The organism is Mycobacterium sp. OAS707, assembly GCF_014873705.1.
Taxonomy (GTDB): domain Bacteria; phylum Actinomycetota; class Actinomycetes; order Mycobacteriales; family Mycobacteriaceae; genus Mycobacterium.
Genome location: NZ_JADBDS010000006.1, coordinates 120,754 through 145,413 on the forward strand (window position 1 = coordinate 120,754; position 24,660 = coordinate 145,413).

Consider the following 24,660-nt stretch of genomic DNA (forward strand, 5'->3'; position numbering starts at 1 on the left):
ATTACACCGTTACAACGCTGATGGGACGCCTTTCACCGCAAGCGAACGGCCGTGATCGCCGCTAGCAGCGTCAGCCGGTGTCTAGCGCTTCATGAGCACGACGGCGCCGCCGCCGACGACCGCCCCGATCAACAGCAGCACGGCCAGGGCCGGGCTGACCAACCACCACACCAGCCCTACCCCGATGAGGACCGGCGAGACGGCGAACAGCACCATGCCGGGGTGCTGCTTGATGACCGCAAGGGCGCTCTGCGCCCGAACCCGGTCGATTTCCTTTGCCATCACCTAAGAATGCCAGCGGTTGCCCTAGTTTGGACGGCATGACAGGAACTGGACCTGGAAGCTGGCGCCCCGACCCCGAAGGCCGTTACGAGTACCGGTGGTTCGACGGCCGGCAATGGACCGATCAGGTGTCCCATCGCGGGCAGGTGAGCCGCGCACCGCTGGGTGGGCCGCCTGCGTCACCGGCGCCACCGCAGGCCGCTCCGGTCGGTGACGGATTCTCGGGCATCACCGGCGATCTCGTCGACGGCCGGTTCAGCGAGAAGGAAGCCAAACCGATCGCGAACCAGAACTCGAAGCTGCTGCGCGTGCGCCTCGGCGAACCGTTCATGGCGCGACAGGGTGCGATGGTCGCCTATCAAGGCAACGTGGATTTCTCGTTCGAGGGCGGCGGCGCAACGAAATTCATCAAGAAGGCGTTGACAGGTGAGGGACTGCCGCTGATGCGCTGCCAGGGTCAGGGCGATGTCTTCCTCGCCGAGCGGGCCTACGACGTACATCTACTGAACCTGAACAATGCCGGACTGTCGATCAGCGGCAAGAATGTGCTGGCGTTCTCCTCGAGCCTCGACTGGAACATCGAGCGGGTGAAGGGCGGCAGCATGGTCGCGGGCGGTCTGTTCAACACGACGCTGCGCGGCACCGGTTGGGTGGCGCTGACCACCGATGGCCCGCCTGTCGTGCTGAACGCGGCCGAGGCGCCGACGTTCGCCGACACCAATGCCGTGGTGGCGTGGTCGGCGAATCTGCAGACGCAGCTGAAGACGAGCTTCAAGGCAGGCGCGCTGATCGGTCGCGGTTCCGGCGAGGCGCTTCAGGTGTCGTTCTACGGGCAGGGCTTTGTCATCGTCCAGCCGTCGGAGGGCATTCCGCCGGTCGCGACGGGCTAGCACTCACTAAGCCTCCAGCAGCACCGTCACCGGGCCGTCGTTGACGAGCGCGACCTGCATGTCCGCGCCGAACACGCCGGTTTCGACGTGGGCGCCGAGGCGTCGGAGCGCTTCGGCGAACGCCGTCACCAACGGTTCGGCCACCGCGCCAGGAGCGGCGGCGTTCCACGTCGGGCGCCTGCCCTTCGCGGTGTTGGCGTAGAGCGTGAACTGGCTGACCACCAGAATCGGTGCGCCGACATCTGCCGCGGCCTTCTCGTCGTCGAGAATCCTCAGCTGCCATAGCTTTTCGGCCAGTCGCTGTGCCTTCGCCGCATCGTCGGTGTGCGTGACGCCGACGAGCGCGAGCAGGCCCTGACCGTCCGGGGAGATGGCGCCGACGATCTCACCGTCGACAGTCACCGATGCCGAGGTCACCCGTTGCACGAGGATGCGCATGACCGCAGATGCTGCCATGCGCACCCAACGCCACAACTAGAGCGTCGCCAGGATGCCCCTCATGGTTTCGATCTCTTTCTGCTGGGCGGTGACGATCGCGTTGGCAAGTTCGATCGCGGCTGGATATCGGCCATCCTTGATTTCGTTCTGCGCCATCGTGATTGCGCCATCGTGATGCGCAATCATCTGCGTCAGGAACAGCTTGCTCGCGTCGACGCCCTGCGCGGAGGTCAGCGCCGTCATGTCTGCGTCGGACATCATGCCGCTCATGCCAGGCATCTCGTGACCGGACATGGGCGGCATGGCGGGCGTGCCCCATTGAGTGAGCCAACCCTGCATCAACTGGATTTCGGGTCCCTGGGCGGCCTTGATCTGATTGGCAAGTTCGGTGACGCGTGGATCGATGCCCTGCTTGCCGAGGACCATGTCGCTCATCTCGACCGCCTGCTGGTGGTGCGGAATCATGTGCTGGGCGAACATCACGTCTGCGTCGTTGTGGGCCTGCGCCGCTGCGCTCGTGGTCGGTGCGGCGGTCATGGCCGACATGGAGTGTTCAGCGGGATGCTCGGATTGGGTCGAGCTGCTACAGCCTGTCGAGATGGCCAGCACCGCCAAGGCGCCGGCACCGATCACGGTCGTTCGCTTCCACATGGTCATCGTTCCTTTCTACACACTTTTAATACCCTAGGGGGGTATGGTACACATGACACATGAGCACAACGACGGTCACCGTCACGGGTATGAGCTGCGGTTCCTGCGCCTCGACGGTGCGTGAGGAAATCTCCGATATCCCCGGGGTGCACGCGGTCAATGTCGATCTCGGCAGCGGAACGGTCGTCATCGAGAGCGGACGACCTGTCGAGGCGGCGGCGATCAAGACCGCCATCGAGGAAGCCGGCTACCGGTTGGCCGGCTGATGAACGCCGCACAGAAGATCGTCGCGTTCATGGTCGGCCTGGCCGTGGTGTTCACCGTCGCCGTCTTCCTCGGCAGGGCCGTCGGGCCCGAGGGCGGTGTGGTCGTGCAGCAGGCAACCGGACACGACGACGGTCACGGAGACCACGGCGCCGCGACCGAGTTGCCCGGTGGCCTGTCGTCGATGCAAGACGGCTACACGCTCTCGCTGGCCGAAGATCGATACGAGGCCGCCAGCCGGGTGCCGCTGCGATTTCGGATCCTCGACGCCAGCGGCGCGCCGGTCATGCGGTACATCGAGAACCACGAAAAGCTGTTGCATTTGATCGTGGTCCGCAACGATTTGACGCGTTACCAGCATGTGCACCCAAGGCTCGGTCCGATGGAACATGGGATGTACCAGTCGATCTCGGCCTTGGCGGCGACTATCGCGTGTTCGCCGATTTCACCCCGGCCGGTGGCCCCGCGATGACGTTGGGGGCCAACGTGCACGTCGGCGGCGAATACGCCCCGCAGCCGCTGTCGCCAGTCGCGGCGACGTCGGTCGTCGACGGGTACACGGTCACTTTGAGCGGGACGGCGAAAGCGGATGAGCCGGCTATGTTGACAATGTCGGTGAGCCGCGCCGGCAAGCCGGTCACCGATTTGCAGCCGTACCTGGGTGCATACGGCCATCTGGTTGCGCTGCGCGCGGCGGACCTGGCCTACCTGCACGTCCACCCGATGGGCACGCCGGGCGATGGCGTGACTGCTTCAGGACCCGACATCGGCTTCCACGCCGTCTTTCCGAGCGGGGGCGACTACCGGCTGTTCCTCGATTTCCAGCATGCTGGTGTGGTGCGCACCGCTGAGTTCACCGTGCCCGTCGGCGACAGGGAGTCTCGATGACGTCGGTCGAGCTCGCGATCGACGGCATGACGTGCGCGTCGTGTGCACATCGGATCGAGAAGAAACTCAACAAGCTCGAGGGCGTCACCGCCACGGTGAACTTCGCGACCGAGAAGGCGCATGTCGAATACGGCGATGCCGTGACCGCAGGTCAGCTGGTGGCCACGGTCGAAGACGCCGGCTACCAGGCGCACCTTCCCGAGGAAGCCATCGAAACGACAGCTGATCCGACGGCGTCGCTGCGGGAGCGACTGCTGATCTCGGCGGTGCTGACGGTTCCGGTGATCGCGATGGCGATGGTGCCCGCGCTGCAGTTCAGCAACTGGCAGTGGCTGTCGCTGGCGCTGGCGGCGCCGGTGGTCATCTGGGGTGCGTGGCCGTTTCACCAGGCGGCGTGGACGAATCTGCGGCATGGCACCGCCACCATGGACACACTGATCTCGATGGGCACGCTCGCCGCGCTCGGTTGGTCGATCTACGCGTTGTTCTGGGGCAATGCGGGCATGCCGGGAATGAAGCATGCGTTCGAGCTGACGATCGCGCGCACCGACGGAACCGGCAACGTCTACTTCGAAGCGGCGGCGGGAGTGACCACGTTCATCCTCGCAGGCCGCTATTTCGAGGCCCGCGCCAAGCGGAGAGCCGGTGCGGCCCTGGAGGCGCTGCTGGAACTCGGCGCCAAAGACGTCGCGGTGCTCAAAGACGGTGCAGAGCAACGCATTCCGATCGAACGCTTGTCGGTCGGCGACGAGTTCGTCGTGCGTCCGGGAGAGAAGTTCGCCACCGACGGCGTGGTCGTTTCGGGCAGTTCAGCGGTTGACGCGTCGATGCTGACTGGGGAATCGGTGCCGGTGGATGTCCGGCCAGGCGATGCCGTAGTGGGTGCGACCGTCAACGTCGATGGCAGGCTTGTGGTCCGGGCCAGCCGCATTGGCTCGGATACTCAGCTAGCGCAGATGGCCCGCCTGGTGGAAGACGCGCAGAACGGCAAGGCGCAGGCGCAGCGGTTGGCGGATCAGATTTCCGGGGTGTTCGTGCCGATCGTCATCGCGTTGTCGGTAGCGACCTTGGGCTTCTGGCTCGGCACAGGCGGATCCGCCGCAGCGGCGTTCACGGCTGCGGTGGCGGTGCTGATCATCGCGTGCCCATGTGCGCTTGGCTTGGCCACACCGACCGCGTTGATGGTGGGTACTGGTCGCGGTGCACAACTCGGCATCCTGATCAAAGGGCCGGAAGTGCTCGAGTCCACGCGCCGCATCGACACCATCATCTTGGATAAAACAGGCACGGTGACCACTGGGACGATGACGCTGGTCGACGTGATCACGACCGATGGTGAACAACCGGACGAGGTGTTGCGATTGGCCGGCGCGCTCGAGGATGCGTCGTCGCATCCGATCGCCAAGGCGATCGCGAGCGGCGCGCGCGAGAAAGTCGGCGAGCTACCGATCGTGGACGACTTCAAGAGCCTCGATGGGCTGGGTGTCCAGGGCCTCGTTGAGGGGCACACGGTTTTGGTTGGCCGACGCCGGCTGCTAGACCTGCCCGATGACCTCGCAAAGGCCATGCAGGAGGCCGAATCTCATGGCCGGACGCCGGTGGTTGTCGGCTGGGAAGGCAAGGCGCGCGGAGTGCTCGTCGTCGCCGACGCCGTCAAGCCGACGTCGGCCGACGCTATCCGGGAGTTGCGCGATCTCGGCTTGACGCCGATCCTGCTGACGGGTGACAACGCTGACGCTGCACGGACCGTTGCGAAGCAGGTCGGAATCGACGAAGTGATCGCCGAGGCGCTGCCCGAGGACAAGGTGGCAGCGGTGAAGCGGCTGCAGGCCAACGGTCGAGTGGTAGCGATGGTCGGCGACGGCGTCAACGACGCCGCTGCGCTCGCCCAAGCGAATCTCGGCTTGTCGATGGGTACCGGCACCGACGTCGCAATCGAGGCGAGCGACCTGACGCTGGTACGCGACGACCTGCGCGCCGTGCCGACCGCGATTCGGTTGTCGCGCAGGACGTTGTCGATTATCAAGGGCAACCTGTTCTGGGCGTTCGCATACAACGTCGCGGCATTGCCATTGGCCGCGGCCGGCTTGCTCAACCCGATGATCGCCGGCGCTGCAATGGCTTTCAGCTCCGTATTCGTTGTCAGCAACAGCCTGAGGCTGCGCCGATTCAGCGCGTACCGGTAGCTATGGGTCGTCCTCTTCGGCCACCAGATATTTCTCGGGATGGTGGTAGTCGTTGACGCGTTCCTGCCCGACGTCCAGATGTGGTGGTGGAATCCATTCGGTGCGGCCGTCTTTGCGCTTTCGGGTGGTCCACCCCTGCTCCTCGACGAGGCGGTTATCCGGGCCACAGGAAAGCGTCGCGTTGGTGATGTTGGTTTCACCGCCCGCGGCGGCCCAGCCGTCGACGTGGTGAACCTGGCACCAGTACCCTGGCGCGGTGCAACCCGGCCGCGTACAACCACGGTCCATGGCATGCAACACAATGCGCTGCCCAGGTGTCGCGAAACGTTTCGCCCGGCCGCAGTAGAGCGGTTCGCGGGTGTGCTTGTCATAGACCACCAGATAGTGATTGGCCTGAGATGCCAATCGGATCACGTCGCGCATCGGCAGCAGCGTGCCGCCCGCGGTGACCGCGACCCCGGCGCCTGACTGCAGGTCCTGCAGCGTCGTCGACACGATGATCGTGGCAGGCAGCCCGTTATGCTTACCCAACTCTCCCGAGGCCAACACCGATCGGCCCATCGCCTTGAGCGCATCGTGGTTGCGCTGCCCCGCCGACCGTGTATCGGCTAGCACCGCCTCGTCGCTGGGCTCGCCATCCACACACGGCGATTCGTCGTCCGGGTTGCACATGCCCGGCGCCGCCAACTTCGCGAACACCGCATCCAATGTCGCGCGGGCTTCGGGGTCGAGCAGACCGCGGACCTCGCTCATCCCGTCGACGTCCTGCTTGCCGATGGTCAGATATCGCCGCCGCGCCCGGTCGGCGTCGTCGGGCAGATCACCATCCTGGTTCAGCAGTAGCGCCAAGCGTTCCATCGCCGCCCGAAACTGCGTCGGCCCCAACCTGGTAGCGACGCACGCCAAATCGGCCTCGGCCGATCCACGGGTCTGACCGTCGATGTGACTGGGCAGGTCATCGAAGAACTTCTCGATGATCCGCACATGCTCGGCCCCGATGTCGCCACGGGCCTGGGCCGCAGCCACATTCGGCAACGACGGGGCCAACGCTTCTCCGCTCAACGCCGTCCGCGGCCCCAACATCGCGGCCTGTTTGATGCGACGCTTCGCTTCGGCCTCCGAGATCCGAAGCGCTTCGGAGAGCACCTTGGCCCAGGACCTGGCACCTAGCTCGGTCGGCGTGCACTGCGAAGTGAGCTGATGAATCAGCCGGTGATCGACGGCGGGCTGACGGCGATACCCGACCTCGAGCCGCTTCTGAATGCCAAGCACCTCGGGCCCCGTCAACGCGCCGAACGACAGCCCGGCCATGTCGACCTGGGCCTGTTCCCAGCGCGCAACAGTCACGAGAATCTCCTCGCGATCCGCAACCGCACCCGACGTCATGCTTCGAACATTAGTTCGATGCTCCGACAAGAATGGCCGGGTTGGTGCCAGTGAAATCAAAGTGACACAAGAGGTTTGGCGTCAGACGCGCGAGACCTCCTCGAGCAAGAGGTTCGCGGCCACCGTGGTCCCGTCGGTGCGGATCATGCCCGCCACATCCTTCGCTCGCAGCCGGGTCTCCGGAGCCAGCGCGACCGCGAGTCCGGCAGCCAAGGACTCCACCGTCGGTGTCGAACCATCATGTGCCGCACCGATTCCCAGCTCTGCCACACGTTCGGCCCAGTACGGCTGATCCGCGATCTGAGGCACCACCACCTGAGGCGCGCCCGCCAGAGCGGTCGTCGTGGTCGTCCCCGCACCGCCATGGTGCACGACGGCGGCGACCCGGCCGAACAGCGCCTGATGATTGACCTCGCCAACGACGAAGCAGTCGTCTTTCTCGTCAATCAGAGCGAGGTCGGCCCACCCGCGACCGATGACCACGCGGCGGCCCTGCGCGCGAACCGCTTCGATCGCCACCCTGGCGACGTCTTCGGGGGCGCGCACGCTGCCCATGCTGACAAATACCGGAGGCTCTCCGGCGTCCAGGAAGCTCTCCAGGTCGGCAGGCAGCGGGCGTTCGTCGCGCAGGATCCACGCGCCGGTCTGCACGACGTCGAGGTACGGCGAACCGGGCCATGGTGACAGCGTCGGGTCCGTCGCAAGCCATGGACGGTCCGTGAACACGTGGTCGCGGACATTGTCGACCGGCGGCAGCCCGATCGCGGCGCGACGTTCGTTGAGCGGCTTGGCGTACAACGCGTTTACTCGTTCGGCGTCGATGGCCCACAGCACCCGGTTGTCGGTCTCGCCCGGCGGAAACGGCTTGCCGGGCCGCGGCAGCGGCCGCTGAGTGGGCGAAGGAAACGAACCCGAGTGGAAGGCCGCGAGCACATACGGGATGCCTCGACTCTCGGCCACCGACCGCACACCGGCAGGCATCAAGCCCGTCGCCACCACCGCGTCACAACCCTCAACCGCGGCTCCGACAATCTCGAAATGCGCAGCGACCAACCCGGCTGCCACGCGTGGTGCGTCGGCCGGTGTCGACGGCTTCTTTCCGTCGCTCCCGTGCACCAGCGCGCGCACCGACTGACCGGCAGGGACCATCTCGACGCCGAGGCGTGCCGATTGCTCGGCGAAGTCCGGAGGCGCGCACACCCGAGCCTGCGCACCGAGTTCTTGCAGTCGCACCGCAAGCGCCAGCACCGGTTCGACGTCTCCACGCGACCCCCACGTCGACAACAACACACGCATTTTCGCTGCCCCATTTCCACGAGTTTTGGCTTCGGCCTGGGCCCACACCGCAGGTAGGGGAGGATTTTGCGGCACCACCGGGGTCTTGCCGCAAGCCCCCCTATGCGCTATAGATTGAGAGTGGGAGGGGGTCAGCACTCAGTCGCTCTCGACTGTCGCCCTTCGCGCACGGAACAGCTTGACGTCGGATTTGATGCCCTTCAGGTGCCGCGCTCCCGCGAATGACCAGGTGAATCGGCCGTCGTCGGCGATCGCTTCGTAGGTCTGCTCCGAGACCAGTATCGAACCGGGCCGCGCCGCGCTCGTCACACGACTGGCGAGGTTCACCGGACTGCCGAACCAGTCGCCGGCCCGGCTCACCGCCATCCCGGTGGCGATGCCCGCGCGCAGTCGAGGAAAGTCATCATCGCCCTCGGTCGCGTCGACCAGGTCCAGCACCGCCTCAAGTAGCGGAACCGGTTCCGGGCTGACCAACATCACCTCGTCGCCAATGGTTTTGATGAAGCGCACCGGCGGGACGGCGACCTCACGAGCGAGTTCGCCGAGGCGGTGTGCCAGCCGTTCGAGGTCCTCGGGCGACACCACCTCGCCGAGACGGGTGAAGCCGACGAGATCGGCGAACGCGATGGTGACCAGGCGAGCGCCTGGCAGGCGTTGCCCCTCGGCCCTTTCGCTGGCCGTGACGGCCTCGGTCTCCATCAGGTGGCGCAACTGCAGGCGCAGCATTTCCTGAATCATCGGGCCGAGCATGGGAGCGATCTCACGTATCAACGCTTCGGTGTTCTTCGCGATCTGCAGCTCCGAAGCCGATGGGTCCAGAATCGACGCCAAGGCGGCGTAGCGCATCACCTCGGCGGCGCGCGACAACCCCTCAGCGAGCGTCCTGGTGATCTGCACGACCTGGTCGGGCTCGATGCCAAGGTCCAGCGACTTCTTCGCATATGCCGCGGCCTCCGCGTCGGCGCGCAGATACACGGCCGCATCGGGATCGTCGACGCGCGGCAGCCCCATGGCGCGCTGCAGGCGCTGAAGCAGGTCCAGGTCGATGCCCGTCTTTTCGCTGGTCTCCCTGGCAGAGACGTAGACGCCGTCGTCACCGAGGAGCCGACGCGACGCGAGCAGCGCCGGCATGAACCCGCCCCTGATCTGCTCAACGGTTACTCCCCGCTCGAGCAGCCACGGAATCAGTTCGGCGCGCTCCTGACGTTCCTCGCCCTCGAGGCCGTCGAGCAGCCCGGACGCTTCGAGATCGAAGTCTTCGGCCACGGCCACAACGTATACCGCCGAGGTGGGGCAATATTCGGATACATGGCTTCCGAGCTGCTCCACGGGTTTCCGCCGATTGTCGGCGACGGCGCCAAGACGCTGATCCTCGGCAACATGCCGAGCGTGATTTCGCTGGGCGCGCAACAGTACTACGCGAACCCGCGGAACGCGTTCTGGAGGATCACCGGCGCGATCTTCGGGTTCGACGCGGACGCGCCGTATGACGGGCGGACCGCGGCGCTGGTCGTGAATGGCGTTGCGGTGTGGGACGTGCTGCGGTCGTGCCGGCGAGTCGGCAGCCTGGACTCAGCGGTCGAGCCGGATAGCATGGTGCCCAACGACTTTGGCGAGCTTTTCGAGCAGTATTCGGATATCTCGCGGGTGTTCTTCAACGGAGCTGCCGCTGAGAAGAACTTCAACCGCCTGGTCCGCGTCGCGCCCGACTTTCAATATCGGCGGCTGCCGTCAACCAGTCCCGCGCAAACCATGCGCTACGAGGACAAGCTGGCCGCCTGGCGGGTCATAGGCGACTCATGACACCGTCGGGAGCCGCGAGCGTGCGCAAAATGCCAGAATTGCGCGGCGTGTCGTGTGCAGACACGCACGCTCGCGGGTAGTTGAGGGTCAGGACACCGGCGGGCGGCGCTGCGCCCACGGCCGGGCCTGCTCGATCTGCGCTCCTAACGACAGTAACGTCGCCTCATCGAATGGCTTGCCCACCAACTGAATCGACGTCGGCAGACCATTGCCGTCCAGGTCCCACGGCACCACCGCCGCGGGCTGCCCCGTCACGTTGAACATCGCCTGGAACGGAACCCGCATGGCGACTAGCGCCAGTGTCGCGATCGCCCCGCGCCGCTGGTAGGCCCCGACCTTCGACGGGCCGGTCGCCGTTCCAGGGGTGATCACCACGTCGACATCGTCGTAGATCGACTGGATACGTTCGGCCACGCCGCTTTCCGACCCCCTGATCGCGTTCATCCGACGATCAGAGAGCAGTCCGCCGATCCGCGCGAACGCACGGGTGCGACGCTCGAGGCGCTCCGGGTGCGGCAGCGTCTTCACGTCGTCATACACCCCGCGGAAGTAGCGGGGCAGCGCATGCCCATAGACCCCCGAAAGCGGATAGTCGGGATCCCGCTCGATGACCTCGTGGCCCAACTCGCGCAGCAGCTTTCCCGCCTGCTCGACGGCCGCCCGCTGCGCCTTGCCGACCCGAGCGGTCAGCGGCGGAGGCACCTTGGTGCTCAACGCAATCCGCAACTTTGCCGGCGCCTGCTTGGCCGCGGCGACGAACCCGTTGCCCGGAGCAGTCACATCCAGAAACAGTGCGGCGTCCTCGACCGTCCGCGCCATCGGGCCGTTCACGCTCAACCCGTTCCATGCGTCGTCGTGCGGCGCCAGCGGCACCCGGTCGCGCTGCGGTTTGATGCCGAACAACCCGCACCACGTCGACGGAATCCGGATCGATCCCATGCCGTCGGATCCCAGGGCCATGGCCGCCAAACCCGCGGCCACCGCCGCACCGCTGCCCCCGCTGCTGCCACCGGGCGTGTAGTCGGTGTTCCATGGGTTGCGCGTCGCCCCGAACGCGAGCGTCTCAGTGAACGACCACACCATCATCTCGGGCACCGCGGTCTTTCCGATGATGACCGCCCCTGCGTCACGCAGTCGACGCACCACTTCCGCGTCCTGCGTGCGGGCAGGCCCGTGCGCGGCACTGCCATACGTCGTGACCTCGCCCGCGACGTCGACGTCGTCCTTGATGGCGATGGGCACGCCCAGCAGCGGCAGCCGCTCCCCCGCGTCCAACCTGGCCTGCGCGGTGACGGCCGCCTGCCGCGCGCTGTCGGCCAGCACCACCCGATACGACCTCAGCTCCGGGTCGAGGCGGCCGATGCGCTCCAGGTAGACGTCCAGCAACGCAGGTGCTGCGATGACGCCGTCGGCAAGAGCGCGGGCCTGCTCGGCGGCGCCTGCGAAGACGAGCTCACGAGTGTCCACGCCATCTCCTAACTTCCGTGGGTCGAGGCGTATTCGCCCGGTGTGGTGCCAAGCATGTCGCGGAAGTCGTTGATGAAGTGCGCCTGGTCGTACCAGCCGAGCCGGACGGCAAGGTCGGCATGATCGACGCCTGGCCGGCTCTCGATCTCCAGCGCCGCCTGCTGCAGCCGGTAGCGGCACAGCACCCACTTGACCGGAACGCCGACATACCGGCGAAACACCCGCTGCGTGGTGCGCGCGCTCCACGGCGAATGCGCCATCACCTGCTCGACCCGGTGCAGCCGATCGTCTTCGCGGATCCGGTCGACCAGATGCGTCAATGCCACGAACGTGGGGTCGAGCTCGCCAGCGTAGTCACCGATGAGCTCGTCCATGCGAGCCGATGCGGAATCGACGTCGTCGTCGAGATGTATTGCCCGGCCGAACAATTCGTCGTCCACCGGTTGGATGCGCCCGGTCAAGGCGGCAGCGTCGCGGCCGAACCGCGCGGTGAAACCACCTGGCCGGAACCGGGCCCCGACCACGCGACCGCGCTCACTGATCGTCGTGTGGAACACGCGCTCCACCACGCCGTGCACCAACGTGTTCGGCAACGGAAAGCCGTGGCGCGGACCGTCATCGCCCCACTCGTGCGTGAGATGCAGCGACGGGAAGGTGATGACCGTGCTGTCGAACGGCGCCTGGTCCCGAAGGTCCCAGCACACCGACCAGAAGTGCTCGACGAACCGTGCAGTGGCATCCGAGGGCGCCCACCGATCGAGGTCGAACGCCGACGCGCTGCCTGCCCGTCCCACCACGCCGCGGATGGGCGCGGCTTGTGTCGCGGTGTCGCGGGCGCCCATGAGAGTCAGGCTACGAAACTGCTAGTCGATGCGGATGATGTACGTGCCATCTTCGTCGCGCTCGATCGGCCGATCGGCCGCATTCACCCAGACCAGTGGGTCACCCGGGGTGCCGACGAACGCATTCGTCATGGCGCCGCCGGGCGCCAGGTAGACGCTCCACTCCTCGCCCGGCGAAAAGATCGTGAGCACCTCTTCCCCGGTGGCACGACGAATGGAGAGCGTGTGGCCGTTTTCGTCCTCTACTGTCCCGCCATCTTCGGACTCATCGGTCAGTTCCTCGTCAAGGTCTTCGTCAAGGTCTAGGTAGTCGGACACGCGGATCAGCCTAACCATCCGGGCGGACGACATACGATGCCGACAGCGTGACGGCGGGGGGCGCATCGTGGACCATGCCATGTCCAGGAACCAGACCGTCCTGATGGTGTCGGCGCTGATTGTCTCCGTGGTCGCGTTCCAACTCAACACGACGATGCTGATCCCCGCGATCCACACCATCAACGAGCAGTTCGGCCGGGGCGCGTTCGCGACGATGTCGACGTACTTCTCGCTGGCGGGCGCGGTTTCCAGCGTCGTGCTCATCCGGTGGAGCGATTACGTCGGACGCAAACGCGTTCTGCTCGGCGTGATGGTCGTCATGTGCATCGGCACCGTGCTCTGCCTCGTGAGCACGACGCTCGTATTCATGGTTGTCGGCCGAATCCTGCAGGGCGGCAGCGTAATTACCTTCGGCATCGCGTTCCTGATCATGCGCCAGCACCTCAGCGGTCCCGCGTTCGGCACCTGCTGCGGACTTGTCACCGCGATCAACGGTGGCGTCGCCGGGTTCGACTCGCTACTCGGCGGCGTCATGGTCGACCGGCTGGGATACCGGTCCATTTTCGGACTGAGTCTGATCGTCGGTCTCGCCGCTCTCGCGTTCGCGTGGAAGACCGTCCCCGTCGATCATCCGTCCCGTTCGAGCGCCGATCGGATGGACTGGCTGGGTGCGGTTCTGTTGTCGCTGACCGCTATTGGAGCCAACCTGTTCCTCGGCTATGGCGCCCGCGAGGGCTGGGGCTCCCCCGTCGCACTCGGCTGGATCGGCATTGGAGCCGTGGCCCTGTTTGCGCTCATCGTCGTGGACAGCAGGCTGGCACATCCGTTGGTGGCCGTCGAGCATCTGCGTTCACGTCAGGCGTGGCCGCTGATCGTCGCGACCATCCTGTGCATCGCGTCGTTCATGACCGTCCTCACGTTCATCGTCCCGTCGATCGGTGAGGACGCCGACTCCGGCTTCGCCCTCGACGGCACCATGACCGCAATGCTGCTTCTGACGCCCGCCGCAATCGTCCAATTGATCAGCGCCCCTTTGGCAGGCAGGCTCGCAGTGCGGATCGGCTTCGTCACGGTGCTGCGTGCCGGCGTCGCCTCCTCCATCGTGGTCACCGCGCTTCTCGCGCTCTTCGTCGAGAGCCTCTCCATGATCGTCGCCCTGATGGTGGTGTTCGGATTCACATGCACGGGTGTGCTGTTGACGGCCGTGAGCACGCTGGGCGTCGTGCAGGCTGCCGACGACGAGCCAGGCGCGCTACCCGGCATCAACGGCGTGGCTTTCGGGATCGGCGGTGCGGCCGGATTCGCTTGGGCCGGACCGGTTGTCGGCACGGGCACTGTCGCGAGCTTTCAGACAGCGCTGTGGGCCTGCGTCGTCATCGGGATCGTCGCCCTGGTTTTCAGCCTGATCCTCAAACCGAAGCCCGGACCCGTAGTGCCCGGCTGACGCGTTTCTCCAATACGCCCTTTCCGCGACGGGCCACAGTGGTTCGCATGAGCGTGAAACCAATTCCGGAGGGCTACACCAGCCTGACCCCGTTCCTGTGCATCGACGGCGCCGCCGCCGCGATCGACTTCTACGTTTCGGTGTTCGGCGCCAAGCTCGTCGACCGAATGGACGGTCCCGGCGGGACGGTTGCGCACGCCGAACTGGACTTCGGCAACGGCCGCCTGCAACTGGGCGACCCCGCCGAGGCGTATCAGATCGCCGCGCCCGACCCGAAAGCCCCGGCCACCCATTCCGTGGGGTTCTACTGCGAGGACGTCGACGCGGTCGTGGCCAAGGCCGAGGAGGCCGGCGCCACCATCCGCGAACCCGCCCAGACCTTCGTCACCGGCGACCGCTTCGCCTCGATCCTCGACCCGTTCGGCCAGCGCTGGACCGTGATGACTCGCGTCGAGGATGTCTCACCTGAAGAACGCGACCGCCGGATGGCCGACTGGGCCAAGGAGAACATGGGTAGCTAACGTGGCGGAATGTCCTGTGTTTTCTGCGCCGTCGTCGCCGGCGAGGCCCCGGCCATCCGGATCTACGAGGACGACGACTACCTGGCCATTCTCGACATCCGGCCGTTCACCCGCGGCCACACCCTGGTCATCCCCAAGCGCCACACGGTCGACCTGACGGATACGCCTTCGGAGACGGTCGCCGACATGGTGCGCATCGGCCAGCGCATTGCCAGGGCGGCCCGTCGGTCGGGGCTGCATGCCGACGGCAACAACGTCGTCATCAACGACGGCAAGGCCGCCTTCCAGTCGGTTTTCCACATCCATCTGCACGTGCTGCCGCGGCAGAGCGGTGACAAGCTGTCGTTCGCCAAGGGCATGCTGCTGCGCAAAGACCCCGACCGCGAGGAGTCCGGCCGGTTGCTGCGCGAGGCCCTGGCGGAACTGGACTCGGCTGCGCAAGACTGACCCTCATGAGTGGAATGCCTGCCTGGGAGAAATACATCGGCCTTCCGTTGCTGATGCTGCACGACAAGATCTACAAGGGCACCAACGGCCGGATCGGGCACCGCATCCTGCCCGGCACGCCGCCCAACCTGCTGCTGCACACCGTCGGTGCGAAGACCGGAATCCAACGGACGAATTCACTCACCTACGCCAAAGACGGAGACTCCTACCTGATCGTCGCGTCCAAGGGCGGTGATCCCAAGGCGCCAGGCTGGTATCACAACCTCAAGGCCAATCCGAACGTCGAGATCAACGTCGGGCCAAAGAGATTCGGCGTGGTAGCCCGGCCAGTGCTGCCCGACGACGCCGACTACGCGCGACTATGGGAGATCGTCAACAAGAACAACGCCAACCGGTACGCGAACTACCAGAAACGGACGTCGCGACCGATTCCGGTGGTGGTCCTCCGCGCCAGCGGCTAAAACAGTTCCTTGGCGAGCAGTTCCAGCGTGGTGTCCCGGGCGGGTGCGGTTGCGGGGTCTGTGCCGCGGCGCGCGGAAGCGACCGGGTTGACCATCACCTCGTCGACGCCGAACTCCTCGGCCAGCGCGCGCACTTGATCGGCCGCCTCGGTTGGTGAGCCGACGACCGCACGCCGCAGCGCTCCCTCGATGACGCGTTGCGCCTGCGGGGTCATCTCCTGCTGTTCGGCGTCCTCGACAAGATCGAGCGCGGCAAGCGGCTGGCCCGTCCGCAGCCGTCCCATCATCTGTAGGTTCGGCAACAGCAAAGCCATTGCCTCGTCCCGGGTTTCGGCAACGACCGCGTTGACTGTCAAGAACGTCACCGGCTCGGCCGCCAGGTCGCTCGGCCGGAATTCGGAGCGGTACACCTCGAGCGCCTCGGCTGTGCCCTGGCCCGAGAAGTGATGCGCGAACACATACGGCAAGCCCTTGGCCGCGGCCAAGTGGGCCGAGTACATCGACGAGCCCAGCAGCCACAGTTTCGGCTCCGTCACCGCCGACGGCGTCGCCTTGAGGACGTAGTTCTCCCGCATCAGATCCCGCGGCAGCGGCACCCGCACGCCGCGGGCGCTCATCAGCGCGACCACGTCGTCGAGGTACTCCGGGAACGCCTCGATGTCGCGGTCGTCGCGGCCTGCGGCGCCACGCAACGCCATCGAGGTCACCGGGTCGGAGCCCGGTGCGCGGCCGATGCCGAGATCGATGCGGCCGGGGTGCGCGGCCTCCAGCAGCGCGAACTGCTCGGCGACGGCCAGCGGCGCATGATTGGGCAACATCACGCCGCCAGAACCCAGCCGCAGCTGCGACGTCTGCGCGGCCAGATGCGCGATCAGCACCGGCGGACTGGTGGCCGCCACGGCGGGCATGTTGTGGTGTTCGGCCAGCCAGTAGCGGGTGTAGCCGAGCCGATCGGCCGTCTGCGCGAGGTGCGTCGTCGCCGCCAGCGCATCAGACGTCGTCTGGTCGGTGCGCACCGGCACCAGGTCGAGAACGGAAAGTCGCATGGCTACGTCAACGCCCCTTTGCGCCTGCGCGTTCCCGGGCCTGCCGAAACACGTCGTCGAGCATCTGCGGGGTCAGCTTGCCGGTGAACGTGTTCTGCTGGCTGGGGTGATAGCAGCCGATTAGCGTCACAGCGCCCAGGGTGGCCGTCGCGCCGTGCCCGAACTTCGGCGCGGGCGACGGGACGCCCCCGACCATCTGCAGCGCCGCCCGCCACGCGAACCCCCCGAGCGCAATGATCACCCGAACGTGGGAACTGATCAGTCGCCACTCGGCGTCCAGCCACGGTGCACACGTCGCGCGCTCTGCCGGTGTCGGCGCGTTGCCCGGCGGAGCGCAGCGCACAGCCGCGGCGACCCGAGTGTCGTTGAGCGCCAAGCCATCTGCCGCGTCGACACACTCGGCTTGATTGGCAAGACCGGCGCGGTGCAGCGCGGCGAACAGAAAGTCGCCGGAGCGGTCACCGGTGAACACCCGGCCGGTGCGGTTGCCGCCGTGCGCCGCCGGTGCCAGGCCGACGATGACGATCCGCGGCGTTGTCGACCCCCAGCCGGGAATCGGCCGACCCCAGTACGGCTCGCCTGCGAACGACTTTCGCTTCACGATGGCAACTTCTTCGCGCCATTCGACCAGCCGAGGGCAGGCGCGGCACACCGACACCTCCGCGTCCAGTTCTTCAAGGGTCTTGACCGCCGAGGCCATGGCCTCAACCTGCGCGGGCGTCTGCGCCACCGCAGTGCGCGACGTGGCCGGATCGCCCGGCCAGCCGGTGCCGGGAGGCACGGGCGAATCGAACATCTCGCCGGTTCGCGGATGGTTCAACTTCACCCCTCCACTGTGCACGGCATGCAAAATCGCGTGCCGAGCGGGCTTGGCCGCTGTTACATTCGGCCGCGATACCCCATGACGAACGGCAAGCGCGGTCCGCTACTCCTGATTCTGTCCGCCGCGCTGATGGCCGGCGCCGGCAACGGCATCTCACTCGTCGCCTTTCCTTGGCTTGTGTTGCAGCGCAACGGCTCTGCGTTGTACGCCTCGATCGTCGCGATGGCGGGCACGTTGCCGCTGCTTGCCGCTACCCTGATCGCGGGTGCCGCAGTCGACTATCTCGGCCGCAGGCGGGTGTCGATGATCTCCGACGCGTTGTCGGCGCTCTCGGTGGCCGCGGTCCCTGTGCTGGCGCTCATGTTCGGGGTGCAGGCCATCAACGTCGCGGTGCTGGCAGGGCTGGCCGCGCTCGGCGCGTTCTTCGACCCGGCAGGAATGACCGCCCGCGAGACCATGCTGCCGGAGGCGGCCACGCGCGCCGGTTGGACGCTCGACCGCGCCAACAGCGTGTACGAGGCGATTTTCAACCTGGCCTACATCGTCGGGCCTGGCATCGGCGGCCTGCTGATCGCGACGCTGGGCGGCGTCAACACCATGTGGGTGACCGCAGCGGCATTCGGGTTCTCGATCGTCGCGATTTCGGTGCTGCGGTTGGAGGGCGCGGGCGTACCCGACCGCGCTGCGCTGCCCCAAGGCGTCTGGGCCGGCATCGTCGAGGGCCTGAAGTTCGTGTGGCACAACAAGGTACTGCGCACGCTGGCGATCATCGACCTGACGGCCACCGGTCTGTATATGCCGATGGAGTCGGTGCTCTTTCCGAAGTACTTCACCGACCGCAACGAACCGGCCCAACTGGGGTGGGTGCTGATGGCGTTGAGTGTTGGCGGCCTGATCGGCGCGCTCGGATATGCGGTGCTGTCGAAGTATTCGCGGAAGCGGACCGTGATGCTGACCGCGGTGCTGACCCTGGGCGTGGCGATGACGATCATCGCGTTCCTGCCGCCGCTTCCGCTGATTCTGGTGCTGTGCGCGGTCGTGGGGTTGGTCTACGGGCCGATCGCTCCGATCTACAACTACGTGATGCAGACGCGCGCGCCCCAACATCTGCGCGGCCGTGTCGTCGGCGTCATGGGGTCGTTGGCGTACGCCGCGGGACCACTGGGCCTGGTCGTGGCCGGACCGCTCGCCGACGCCGCCGGACTGCATGCGACGTTCCTTGCGCTGTCGCTGCCGATGCTGGTGCTGGGCCTGGTTGCGGTCTTTTTGCCCGCGTTGCGCGAGTTGGATCGGGCGGGTTTGCCCTGACGAGCCGTTTCGGCGTTTTAGGCTACTTTCTGTGCGTGTGACGTGGCCCTTGATCGGTCGCTCAGAAGAGATGCAAACGATCGTCGCCGCGATTACCGAGCCAGGCCTGGCCGGAATCCTGGTCAGCGGGCCGGCGGGCGTCGGAAAGAGCCGGATCGTGCGCGAAGCCCTGGCGTCGGTCGCCAAACAGGGCTTCGAAGCGCGGTGGGCGGTCGGCACGATGTCGGCGCGCAAGCTTCCGCTCGGCGCGTTCGCACCGTGGACGGGGTCGGCGAGCAGCGATCGCCTGCAGCTCGTGCGCGGCGTGATCGACTCGGTGACGGCAGCGCCGCCCGGTACCACGGTTGTGCTCGGCGTCGATGACGTGCATCTGCTCGACGAACTGTCGACATTCGTGGTGCATCAGATCGTGCAGCGCGAGGCCGCCAAGGTCGTGCTCACGGTGCGCGAAGGCGAACGCGTCCCGACCGAGATATACGAGATATGGCGCGGCGGCCAGTTCGACCGGCTGGACCTGCAACCACTTTCTGCCGACGACGTCGGCGCGCTGTTGACGGCGGCGTTGGACGGGCCGGTGGATCCCGACGCGGCCAAGCGGCTGTGGAAGCTCACGCGCGGGAACGCGTTGTATCTGCGCAACATCGTCGAGCAGGAAATCGCAGACGGCCGAATCCAGCAGCAGAACGGCTTTTGGCAGTGGATCGGTGAACCGACCATGCCGCGGGGATTGATCGAACTGATCGAATCCCGGTTCAGCGGCCTGTCGCAACCGGTCGGCGAGGTGATCGACGCGCTGGCGGTCGGAGAGCCGCTCGAGATGAAGACGCTGCGACGGATCGCCGATCCTGACGCCATCGAAGAAGCCCAGGTTCGCGAGCTGATCACCGTCGACGAGCTCGACAGCGAACTCGAAGTCAGACTGGCGCATCCGCTCTACGGCGAGGTGCGCCGATCTCGATCCCCGGAAACCAGGCTGCGACGACTTCGCGGACAGGTCGCGGCCGAACTCGCATCGTCGCCTGGCAGCGACGAGATGGGCACCGTGGTGCGCCGGGCCTCGCTGATCCTCGACTCCGACCTGCCGCCCGACGCCGATCTGTTGCTCAAGGCGGCAGGTGGCGCGGTATGGGCAGGCGATCTCCGGCTAGCCGATCGACTCGCCAAGGCAGCGATCCGCGCTGGCGGCTCACCGCGCGCGTATTTCCTTCGCGCACATGCGTTGTCATGGTTCCCCGCCGGCGAGGAGGCTGAAGCCGTGCTGGCCGAACTCGCCGGCTTGGAGCTGAACGACGACGACCGCGGCCGGCTCGCCTACATGCGCGCGCTCAACATGCTGTGGGCTTCGGGCGATGCCGAACGCGCTAAAGACATCATCGACGAAGCGGCACAAGGCACTTCACCTCGGATGTGGATCGACGCCTTCCTCACTGTGTACTGGTTTGCGCTGGATCAGCCGCAGGAAGCGTTGAAGACCGCGAAAAGCCTTGTGCTGGAAGAGCTGCCGGCCGTCGCGGGGACCGAGACGGCATGGGCGCTCGCGGTGATACTCGCAGACGCCGGACGGACGGGCGAGGCAGTAGCCGCGGCGAACACCGGATACGCCATCGCGTCCCGCTTCTTCGACTCGCCGCAGATGCGCTTCAACATCGCCGACGCGCATGTCAGCGCCTTGCTGTTGGCGGGCGAAATCGATGACGGCCTCGCAGAGGCGCAGCGTGTGCGCGAGCAGGGCGCCGAGATGCCAGGGGCGATGCAGCTGGTCGGCACGGCGATCGCGGGTCGGGCCGCGCTTTTTGCGGGCAGGCTCGAGGAGGCATGCGCATTGTTGGGCACCGCGGCGCCTGCGTTGTCCGCATCGGGTAACGAAATGGGCTGGGGCTACCGCTATCACATCCCTTATGCGATCGCGCTTGCGATGCGGGGTTCGACAGATGAGGCCGCCGCGGTGCTGGCGTCCCTCGAGAAGACGCGTCGCCCATTCCGCGGCCTGGACTACGAGCGCAGCCTGGCCCGCGGATGGCTGGCGGCCGGGCAAGGTGCGGTCACCGAAGCGATCGCCACGATGTTGTCGGCTGCCGAAACCGCCGCGGCCAAGGAACAGTTCGCCGCCGAGTTGCTGTGTCTGCAGACCGCCGCGCAGTTCGGGGATCACTCCGCCGTGTCGCGACTGAACGAGCTCGCCTCGATCGTGGAGGGGCCGCGAGCGCCGCTGGTGGCCCGCTTCGCGGCCGCGCTCTGCCCCGTCGATGGCACCGAATTGGAGGCGTTGTCAAAGGAATTCGAGAACATGGGCGATCTCGTCGCTGCCGTCGACGCGGCCGCCCACGCATGTCTGGCGTTCCGCGAGGGCGATCTCAGGGGGTCGGCACTGCGGTGTTCGTCGCGGGCAGAGTCGCTGGCGAAGCGATGCGGCGTCAGCACACCGACGCTGCGCGAGGTCAGCGAACCGTTGCCGCTCACCGGGCGTGAGCGCGAGATCGTCAGTCTGCTCCGATACGGCTATTCGACGCGCGAGGTTGCCGAGCGGCTCTGTGTTTCGGCACGCACCGTGGAAGGCCACGTCTACCGGGCGATGACCAAGACGGGGGCGGCGACCCGGGAAGAGCTCATCAGAATGGTGTTCCCCGACTGGGAAGGCCCAAGCGGCTCGTAGCATCGACTTATGAGTGAGGCACTGGCGAGTCTGATCGCCGAACTGCCCGACGGTGTCGTCGTCACCGACCCCGACATCCTGGCGTCCTACCGCCAGGACCGTGCCCTTGACCCGAGTGCAGGCACGGCCCTTGCCGTGGTGCGGCCGCGACGAACCGAAGAAGTCCAGACCGTGATGCGCTGGGCGTCACGGCACCGGATCGCCGTCGTTCCCCGTGGCATGGGCACCGGGCTTTCCGGCGGCGCCACGGCGCTGACCGGCGGCATCGTGCTGAGCACCGAGAAGATGCGCGACATCACCGTCGATCCCGTGACGCGCACGGCCGTCGCACAGCCCGGGCTGTTGAACGCCGAGGTGAAGAAGACGGTCGCCTCCTACGGGCTGTGGTATCCGCCGGATCCGTCGTCGTTCGAGATCTGCAGTATCGGCGGCAACATCGCGACCAACGCGGGCGGGCTGTGCTGCGTGAAATACGGAGTCACCACCGACTACGTGCTGGGTCTTCAGGTCGTGCTGGCCGACGGGACCGCGGTGCGCCTCGGCGGCCCACGGCTGAAGGATGTCGCGGGGCTGTCGCTGACCAAGCTGTTCGTCGGCAGCGAGGGCACGCTTGGGATCATCACCGAGGTGACACTGCGGCTGCTGCCGCCGCAGCACGTGGCTTCCACTGTCGTAGCGACGTTCGACTCGGTGGAAGCGGCGGCCGGTGCTGTCGTGTCGATCACCGGCAAGATCCGGCCCTCGATGCTGGAGTTCATGGATGCCGCGGCGATCAACGCGGTCGAGGACAAACTGCGCATGGGGTTGGACCGGTCTGCGGCGGCGATGATGGTGGCGGCCACCGACGACCGCGGGCCGTCTGGCGTCGAGGACGCCGAGTTCATGGCGACGGTGTTCACCGAACATGGTGCGAAGGAAGTGTTTTCGACGTCCGACCCGGAAGAGGGCGAGGCGTTCGTCGCCGCCCGCCGCTTCGCGATCCCCGCGGTCGAGGCCAAGGGCTCGCTGCTGCTCGAGGACGTCGGCGTCCCGCTGCCCGCACTGGCCGACCTGGTCGGCGGCGTGGCCAAGATCGCCGCGAACCACGACTTGATGATCTCGGTGATCGCGCATGCCGGCGACGGCAACACCCATCCGCTGATCGTCTACGACCCCGCCGATGCGGCGATGGCCGAACGGGCCCAGAAAGCGTTCGGCGAGATCATGGATCTCGCGGTCGGGCTGGGCGGGACGATAACCGGCGAACACGGCGTCGGTCGGCTGAAACGGCCATGGCTGGCGGGCCAGCTCGGGCCGGAGGCGATGGAGCTCAACCAGCGGATCAAGCGGGCGCTCGATCCCGACGGCATCCTCAACCCTGGCGCGGCAATCTGACCGCGGCTATTGACACGATCTGGGTGCGTGTCGTACCAATGAGACATGACAGCCACTCTGTCTCACGGCTCGCCCGTCCGGTTTCAGCTCGCTGACGCCGATACCTGGCCCAACCCGTGGCCGATGTATCAGGCCCTGCGCGATCACGACCCTGTCCACCACGTGGTGCCCCCTGACCAGCCCGACCACGATTACTGGGTGCTGTCGCGGCATGCCGACGTTTGGGAGGCGGCACGCGACAACGAGACCTTCTCGTCGGCGCAGGGCCTGACGATCAATTACGGCGAACTCGAACTGATCGGCCTGCAGGACAATCCGCCGTTCGTGATGCAGGACCCACCGGTCCACACCGAGTTCCGCAAGCTGGTGGCCCGCGGTTTCACCCCGCGGCAGGTCGAGGCCGTCGAACCGAAGGTTCGTGAATTCGTCGTCGAACGCATCGAACGGCTGCGCGCCAACGGCGGCGGCGACATCGTCGCCGAGTTGTTCAAGCCGCTGCCCTCGATGGTGGTCGCGCACTATCTCGGGGTTCCTGAGGAGGATCGCAACCAGTTCGACGGTTGGACCGAGGCGATCGTCGCCGCCAACACCACCTCCGGTGGTGTCGCCGGAGCGCTGGGCGGGCTCGGCGACGCGCTCGGCGAGATGATGGGCTACTTCACCTCGTTGATCGAGCGACGCCGCGTTGAGCCCGAGGACGACACCGTGTCGCATCTGGTGGCCGCCGGTATCGGCGCCGACGGCGACATCGCGGGTGTGCTGTCGATCCTGGCGTTCACGTTCACGATGGTCACCGGCGGAAACGACACCACGACCGGAATGCTCGGCGGCACAGTGCAATTGCTTCACCAACGACCCGACCAGCGGCAGCTGCTGGTGGCTGAGCCGGAGCTGATCCCCGACGCCATTGACGAGTTTCTGCGGCTGACGTCGCCGGTTCAAGGTCTGGCCCGCACCACCACCCGCGACGTCACTGTCGGCGACACCACGATCCCCGCCGACCGCAAGGTGCTGCTGCTCTACGGGTCGGCCAACCGCGACGAGCGTGAATTCGGCGACGACGCAGCCGAACTCGACGTGCGGCGGCGACCGCGCAACATCATGACGTTCAGCCACGGCGCGCACTTCTGTCTCGGCGCCGCGGCGGCCCGCATGCAGTCGCGAGTCGCGCTGACGGAGCTGTTGGCGCGCTGCCCCGATTTCGAGGTCGACGAGTCCGGAATCGTCTGGGCCGGCGGCAGTTACGTGCGTCGCCCGCTGTCGGTGCCGTTCCGGGTGAGCTCCTGATGGCCGGTGACTGGCTCGCGGCGCAGCGCACCGAGGTGGCCGCCGACCGAATCCTCGACGCTGCGGGCGAGCTGTTCGCACAACAAGAAGCCGCGACCGTCGGCATGCACGAAATCGCTTCGGCCGCAGGATGCTCGCGCGCCACCCTGTACCGGTACTTCGAAAACCGTGAAGCGCTCTACACCGCCTATGTACACCGCGAGGCCTACCGGCTGTATCGCGAGATGACCGAACAGATCAACTCGTTGGCGGACCCGCGGGAGCGGTTGATCGAGGGCATGATGGCCTCGATGCGCAACGTCCGCGAAAGCCCAGCGCTCGCATCGTGGTTCGCCACCACTCAACGGCCGATCGGCGCGGAGATGGCCGAGCAGTCCGAGGTGATCAGGGCGTTGACGGAGGCCTTCGTGATCTCGCTGGCACCCGACGACCCCGAAGTGGTGGCGCACCGGGCCCGCTGGTTGGTGCGGGTGATGACGTCGCTGTTCCTGTTTCCCGGACACGACGAGGCCGACGAGCGCGCGATGCTCGAGGAGTTCGTCGTGCCGATGGTGGTGCCGAACCAACCCGAGCGGACGGGCTGAC

24 protein-coding genes and 1 pseudogene are annotated in these 24,660 nt (G+C 66.6%); 14 read left to right on the top strand and 11 right to left on the bottom strand.

All coding sequences use genetic code 11. From position 1 onward, the window contains the following. Positions 1–81: 81 nt before the first annotated feature. On the bottom strand, positions 82–282 hold the full coding sequence (locus GGC64_RS31850) for a hypothetical protein (protein ID WP_192726603.1): 201 nt from the start codon (positions 280–282) through the stop codon (positions 82–84). A gap of 38 nt (positions 283–320) precedes the next feature. Between GGC64_RS31850 and GGC64_RS31855 the strand changes: the two genes are divergently transcribed. Next, positions 321–1,172, top strand: coding sequence for an AIM24 family protein (locus GGC64_RS31855; protein ID WP_192726604.1), 852 nt, complete (start codon positions 321–323; stop codon positions 1,170–1,172). A gap of 6 nt (positions 1,173–1,178) precedes the next feature. On the opposite strand, the gene dtd is transcribed toward GGC64_RS31855, so the two are convergent. Together dtd and GGC64_RS31865 are read right to left on the bottom strand one after the other, a co-directional pair. Next, on the bottom strand, positions 1,179–1,610 hold the full coding sequence (gene dtd / locus GGC64_RS31860) for a D-aminoacyl-tRNA deacylase (protein ID WP_192726605.1): 432 nt from the start codon (positions 1,608–1,610) through the stop codon (positions 1,179–1,181). Positions 1,611–1,646: 36 nt separating this feature from the next. Then, a complete protein-coding gene (locus GGC64_RS31865; protein ID WP_192726606.1) occupies positions 1,647–2,261 on the bottom strand; it encodes a DUF305 domain-containing protein in 615 nt (204 codons plus the stop codon). A gap of 59 nt (positions 2,262–2,320) precedes the next feature. Between GGC64_RS31865 and GGC64_RS31870 the strand changes: the two genes are divergently transcribed. From GGC64_RS31870 to GGC64_RS31880, 3 genes and pseudogenes are all read left to right on the top strand, one after another. Continuing rightward, positions 2,321–2,527 (top strand): heavy-metal-associated domain-containing protein, encoded by a 207-nt coding sequence (locus tag GGC64_RS31870; RefSeq protein WP_192726607.1) that lies wholly within the window; start codon positions 2,321–2,323, stop codon positions 2,525–2,527. After that, positions 2,527–3,413: pseudogene (locus tag GGC64_RS31875) on the top strand (hypothetical protein). Before GGC64_RS31870 ends, GGC64_RS31875 begins: the two are co-directional and overlap by 1 nt. Beyond that, the gene (locus GGC64_RS31880; RefSeq protein ID WP_192726608.1) at positions 3,410–5,599 is read left to right on the top strand and encodes a cation-translocating P-type ATPase; all 2,190 of its coding nucleotides are present in this window, start codon (positions 3,410–3,412) and stop codon (positions 5,597–5,599) included. Before GGC64_RS31875 ends, GGC64_RS31880 begins: the two are co-directional and overlap by 4 nt. On the opposite strand, the gene GGC64_RS31885 is transcribed toward GGC64_RS31880, so the two are convergent. The 3 genes from GGC64_RS31885 to GGC64_RS31895 all read right to left on the bottom strand — a co-directional run bounded on the left by GGC64_RS31885 (position 5,600) and on the right by GGC64_RS31895 (position 9,547). Beyond that, positions 5,600–6,985: an HNH endonuclease signature motif containing protein gene (locus GGC64_RS31885; protein ID WP_192726609.1), complete on the bottom strand. Its 1,386-nt coding sequence runs from the start codon at positions 6,983–6,985 to the stop codon at positions 5,600–5,602. Between the two features lie 81 nt (positions 6,986–7,066). Then, complete coding sequence (locus GGC64_RS31890) at positions 7,067–8,281, bottom strand: glycosyltransferase (RefSeq protein WP_192726610.1); 1,215 nt, start codon at positions 8,279–8,281, stop codon at positions 7,067–7,069. A gap of 138 nt (positions 8,282–8,419) precedes the next feature. Further along, positions 8,420–9,547, bottom strand: a complete 1,128-nt coding sequence (locus GGC64_RS31895) for an adenylate/guanylate cyclase domain-containing protein (protein WP_192726611.1) — start codon at positions 9,545–9,547, stop codon at positions 8,420–8,422. A 42-nt stretch (positions 9,548–9,589) separates the two neighbouring features. Between GGC64_RS31895 and GGC64_RS31900 the strand changes: the two genes are divergently transcribed. Then, positions 9,590–10,084: a DNA-deoxyinosine glycosylase gene (locus GGC64_RS31900; protein ID WP_192726612.1), complete on the top strand. Its 495-nt coding sequence runs from the start codon at positions 9,590–9,592 to the stop codon at positions 10,082–10,084. An 87-nt stretch (positions 10,085–10,171) separates the two neighbouring features. On the opposite strand, the gene GGC64_RS31905 is transcribed toward GGC64_RS31900, so the two are convergent. The 3 genes from GGC64_RS31905 to GGC64_RS31915 are packed head-to-tail and all read right to left on the bottom strand — an operon-like array spanning position 10,172 to position 12,711. Next, positions 10,172–11,551, bottom strand: a complete 1,380-nt coding sequence (locus GGC64_RS31905; RefSeq protein ID WP_192726613.1) for an amidase — start codon at positions 11,549–11,551, stop codon at positions 10,172–10,174. Positions 11,552–11,559: 8 nt separating this feature from the next. Next, positions 11,560–12,393 carry a helix-turn-helix domain-containing protein gene (locus tag GGC64_RS31910; protein ID WP_192726614.1) on the bottom strand — a complete coding sequence of 278 codons (834 nt, stop codon included), beginning with the start codon at positions 12,391–12,393 and terminating at the stop codon, positions 11,560–11,562. Positions 12,394–12,414: 21 nt separating this feature from the next. Beyond that, a complete protein-coding gene (locus tag GGC64_RS31915; protein WP_192726615.1) occupies positions 12,415–12,711 on the bottom strand; it encodes a hypothetical protein in 297 nt (98 codons plus the stop codon). A gap of 79 nt (positions 12,712–12,790) precedes the next feature. Here GGC64_RS31915 and GGC64_RS31920 point away from each other — a divergent pair, with 79 nt between their 5' ends. Genes GGC64_RS31920 through GGC64_RS31935 form a run of 4 tightly spaced genes read left to right on the top strand, consistent with a single transcriptional unit; the run spans position 12,791 to position 15,584 of the window. Continuing rightward, entirely contained in the window at positions 12,791–14,155 is a 1,365-nt protein-coding gene (locus GGC64_RS31920; RefSeq protein ID WP_225952752.1) for an MFS transporter, read from the top strand. 47 nt (positions 14,156–14,202) lie between these two features. Then, entirely contained in the window at positions 14,203–14,676 is a 474-nt protein-coding gene (locus GGC64_RS31925) for a glyoxalase/bleomycin resistance/extradiol dioxygenase family protein (RefSeq protein ID WP_192726617.1), read from the top strand. A gap of 9 nt (positions 14,677–14,685) precedes the next feature. After that, entirely contained in the window at positions 14,686–15,123 is a 438-nt protein-coding gene (locus GGC64_RS31930) for an HIT family protein (protein ID WP_192726618.1), read from the top strand. Positions 15,124–15,128: 5 nt separating this feature from the next. After that, positions 15,129–15,584: a nitroreductase family deazaflavin-dependent oxidoreductase gene (locus GGC64_RS31935; RefSeq protein WP_370582460.1), complete on the top strand. Its 456-nt coding sequence runs from the start codon at positions 15,129–15,131 to the stop codon at positions 15,582–15,584. On the opposite strand, the gene GGC64_RS31940 is transcribed toward GGC64_RS31935, so the two are convergent. Then, the gene (locus GGC64_RS31940) at positions 15,581–16,630 is read right to left on the bottom strand and encodes an LLM class flavin-dependent oxidoreductase (RefSeq protein ID WP_192726619.1); all 1,050 of its coding nucleotides are present in this window, start codon (positions 16,628–16,630) and stop codon (positions 15,581–15,583) included. The genes GGC64_RS31935 and GGC64_RS31940 overlap by 4 nt on opposite strands. A 7-nt stretch (positions 16,631–16,637) precedes the next feature. Then, a complete protein-coding gene (locus tag GGC64_RS31945) occupies positions 16,638–17,456 on the bottom strand; it encodes a uracil-DNA glycosylase (RefSeq protein WP_192726620.1) in 819 nt (272 codons plus the stop codon). A 75-nt stretch (positions 17,457–17,531) separates the two neighbouring features. On the opposite strand from GGC64_RS31945, the gene GGC64_RS31950 reads away from it, so the two are divergent. The 5 genes from GGC64_RS31950 (at position 17,532) to GGC64_RS31970 (ending at position 24,659) form a co-directional block, all read left to right on the top strand. Next, the gene (locus tag GGC64_RS31950; protein WP_192726621.1) at positions 17,532–18,761 is read left to right on the top strand and encodes an MFS transporter; all 1,230 of its coding nucleotides are present in this window, start codon (positions 17,532–17,534) and stop codon (positions 18,759–18,761) included. Between the two features lie 70 nt (positions 18,762–18,831). Further along, a complete protein-coding gene (locus tag GGC64_RS31955) occupies positions 18,832–21,414 on the top strand; it encodes a LuxR C-terminal-related transcriptional regulator (protein WP_192726996.1) in 2,583 nt (860 codons plus the stop codon). A 9-nt stretch (positions 21,415–21,423) separates the two neighbouring features. Next, the gene (locus tag GGC64_RS31960) at positions 21,424–22,788 is read left to right on the top strand and encodes an FAD-binding oxidoreductase (protein WP_192726622.1); all 1,365 of its coding nucleotides are present in this window, start codon (positions 21,424–21,426) and stop codon (positions 22,786–22,788) included. Positions 22,789–22,833: 45 nt separating this feature from the next. Continuing rightward, positions 22,834–24,075, top strand: a complete 1,242-nt coding sequence (locus GGC64_RS31965) for a cytochrome P450 (protein WP_192726623.1) — start codon at positions 22,834–22,836, stop codon at positions 24,073–24,075. Next, positions 24,075–24,659 carry a TetR/AcrR family transcriptional regulator gene (locus tag GGC64_RS31970; protein ID WP_192726624.1) on the top strand — a complete coding sequence of 195 codons (585 nt, stop codon included), beginning with the start codon at positions 24,075–24,077 and terminating at the stop codon, positions 24,657–24,659. Before GGC64_RS31965 ends, GGC64_RS31970 begins: the two co-directional genes overlap by 1 nt. Position 24,660: the final 1 nt, after the last annotated feature.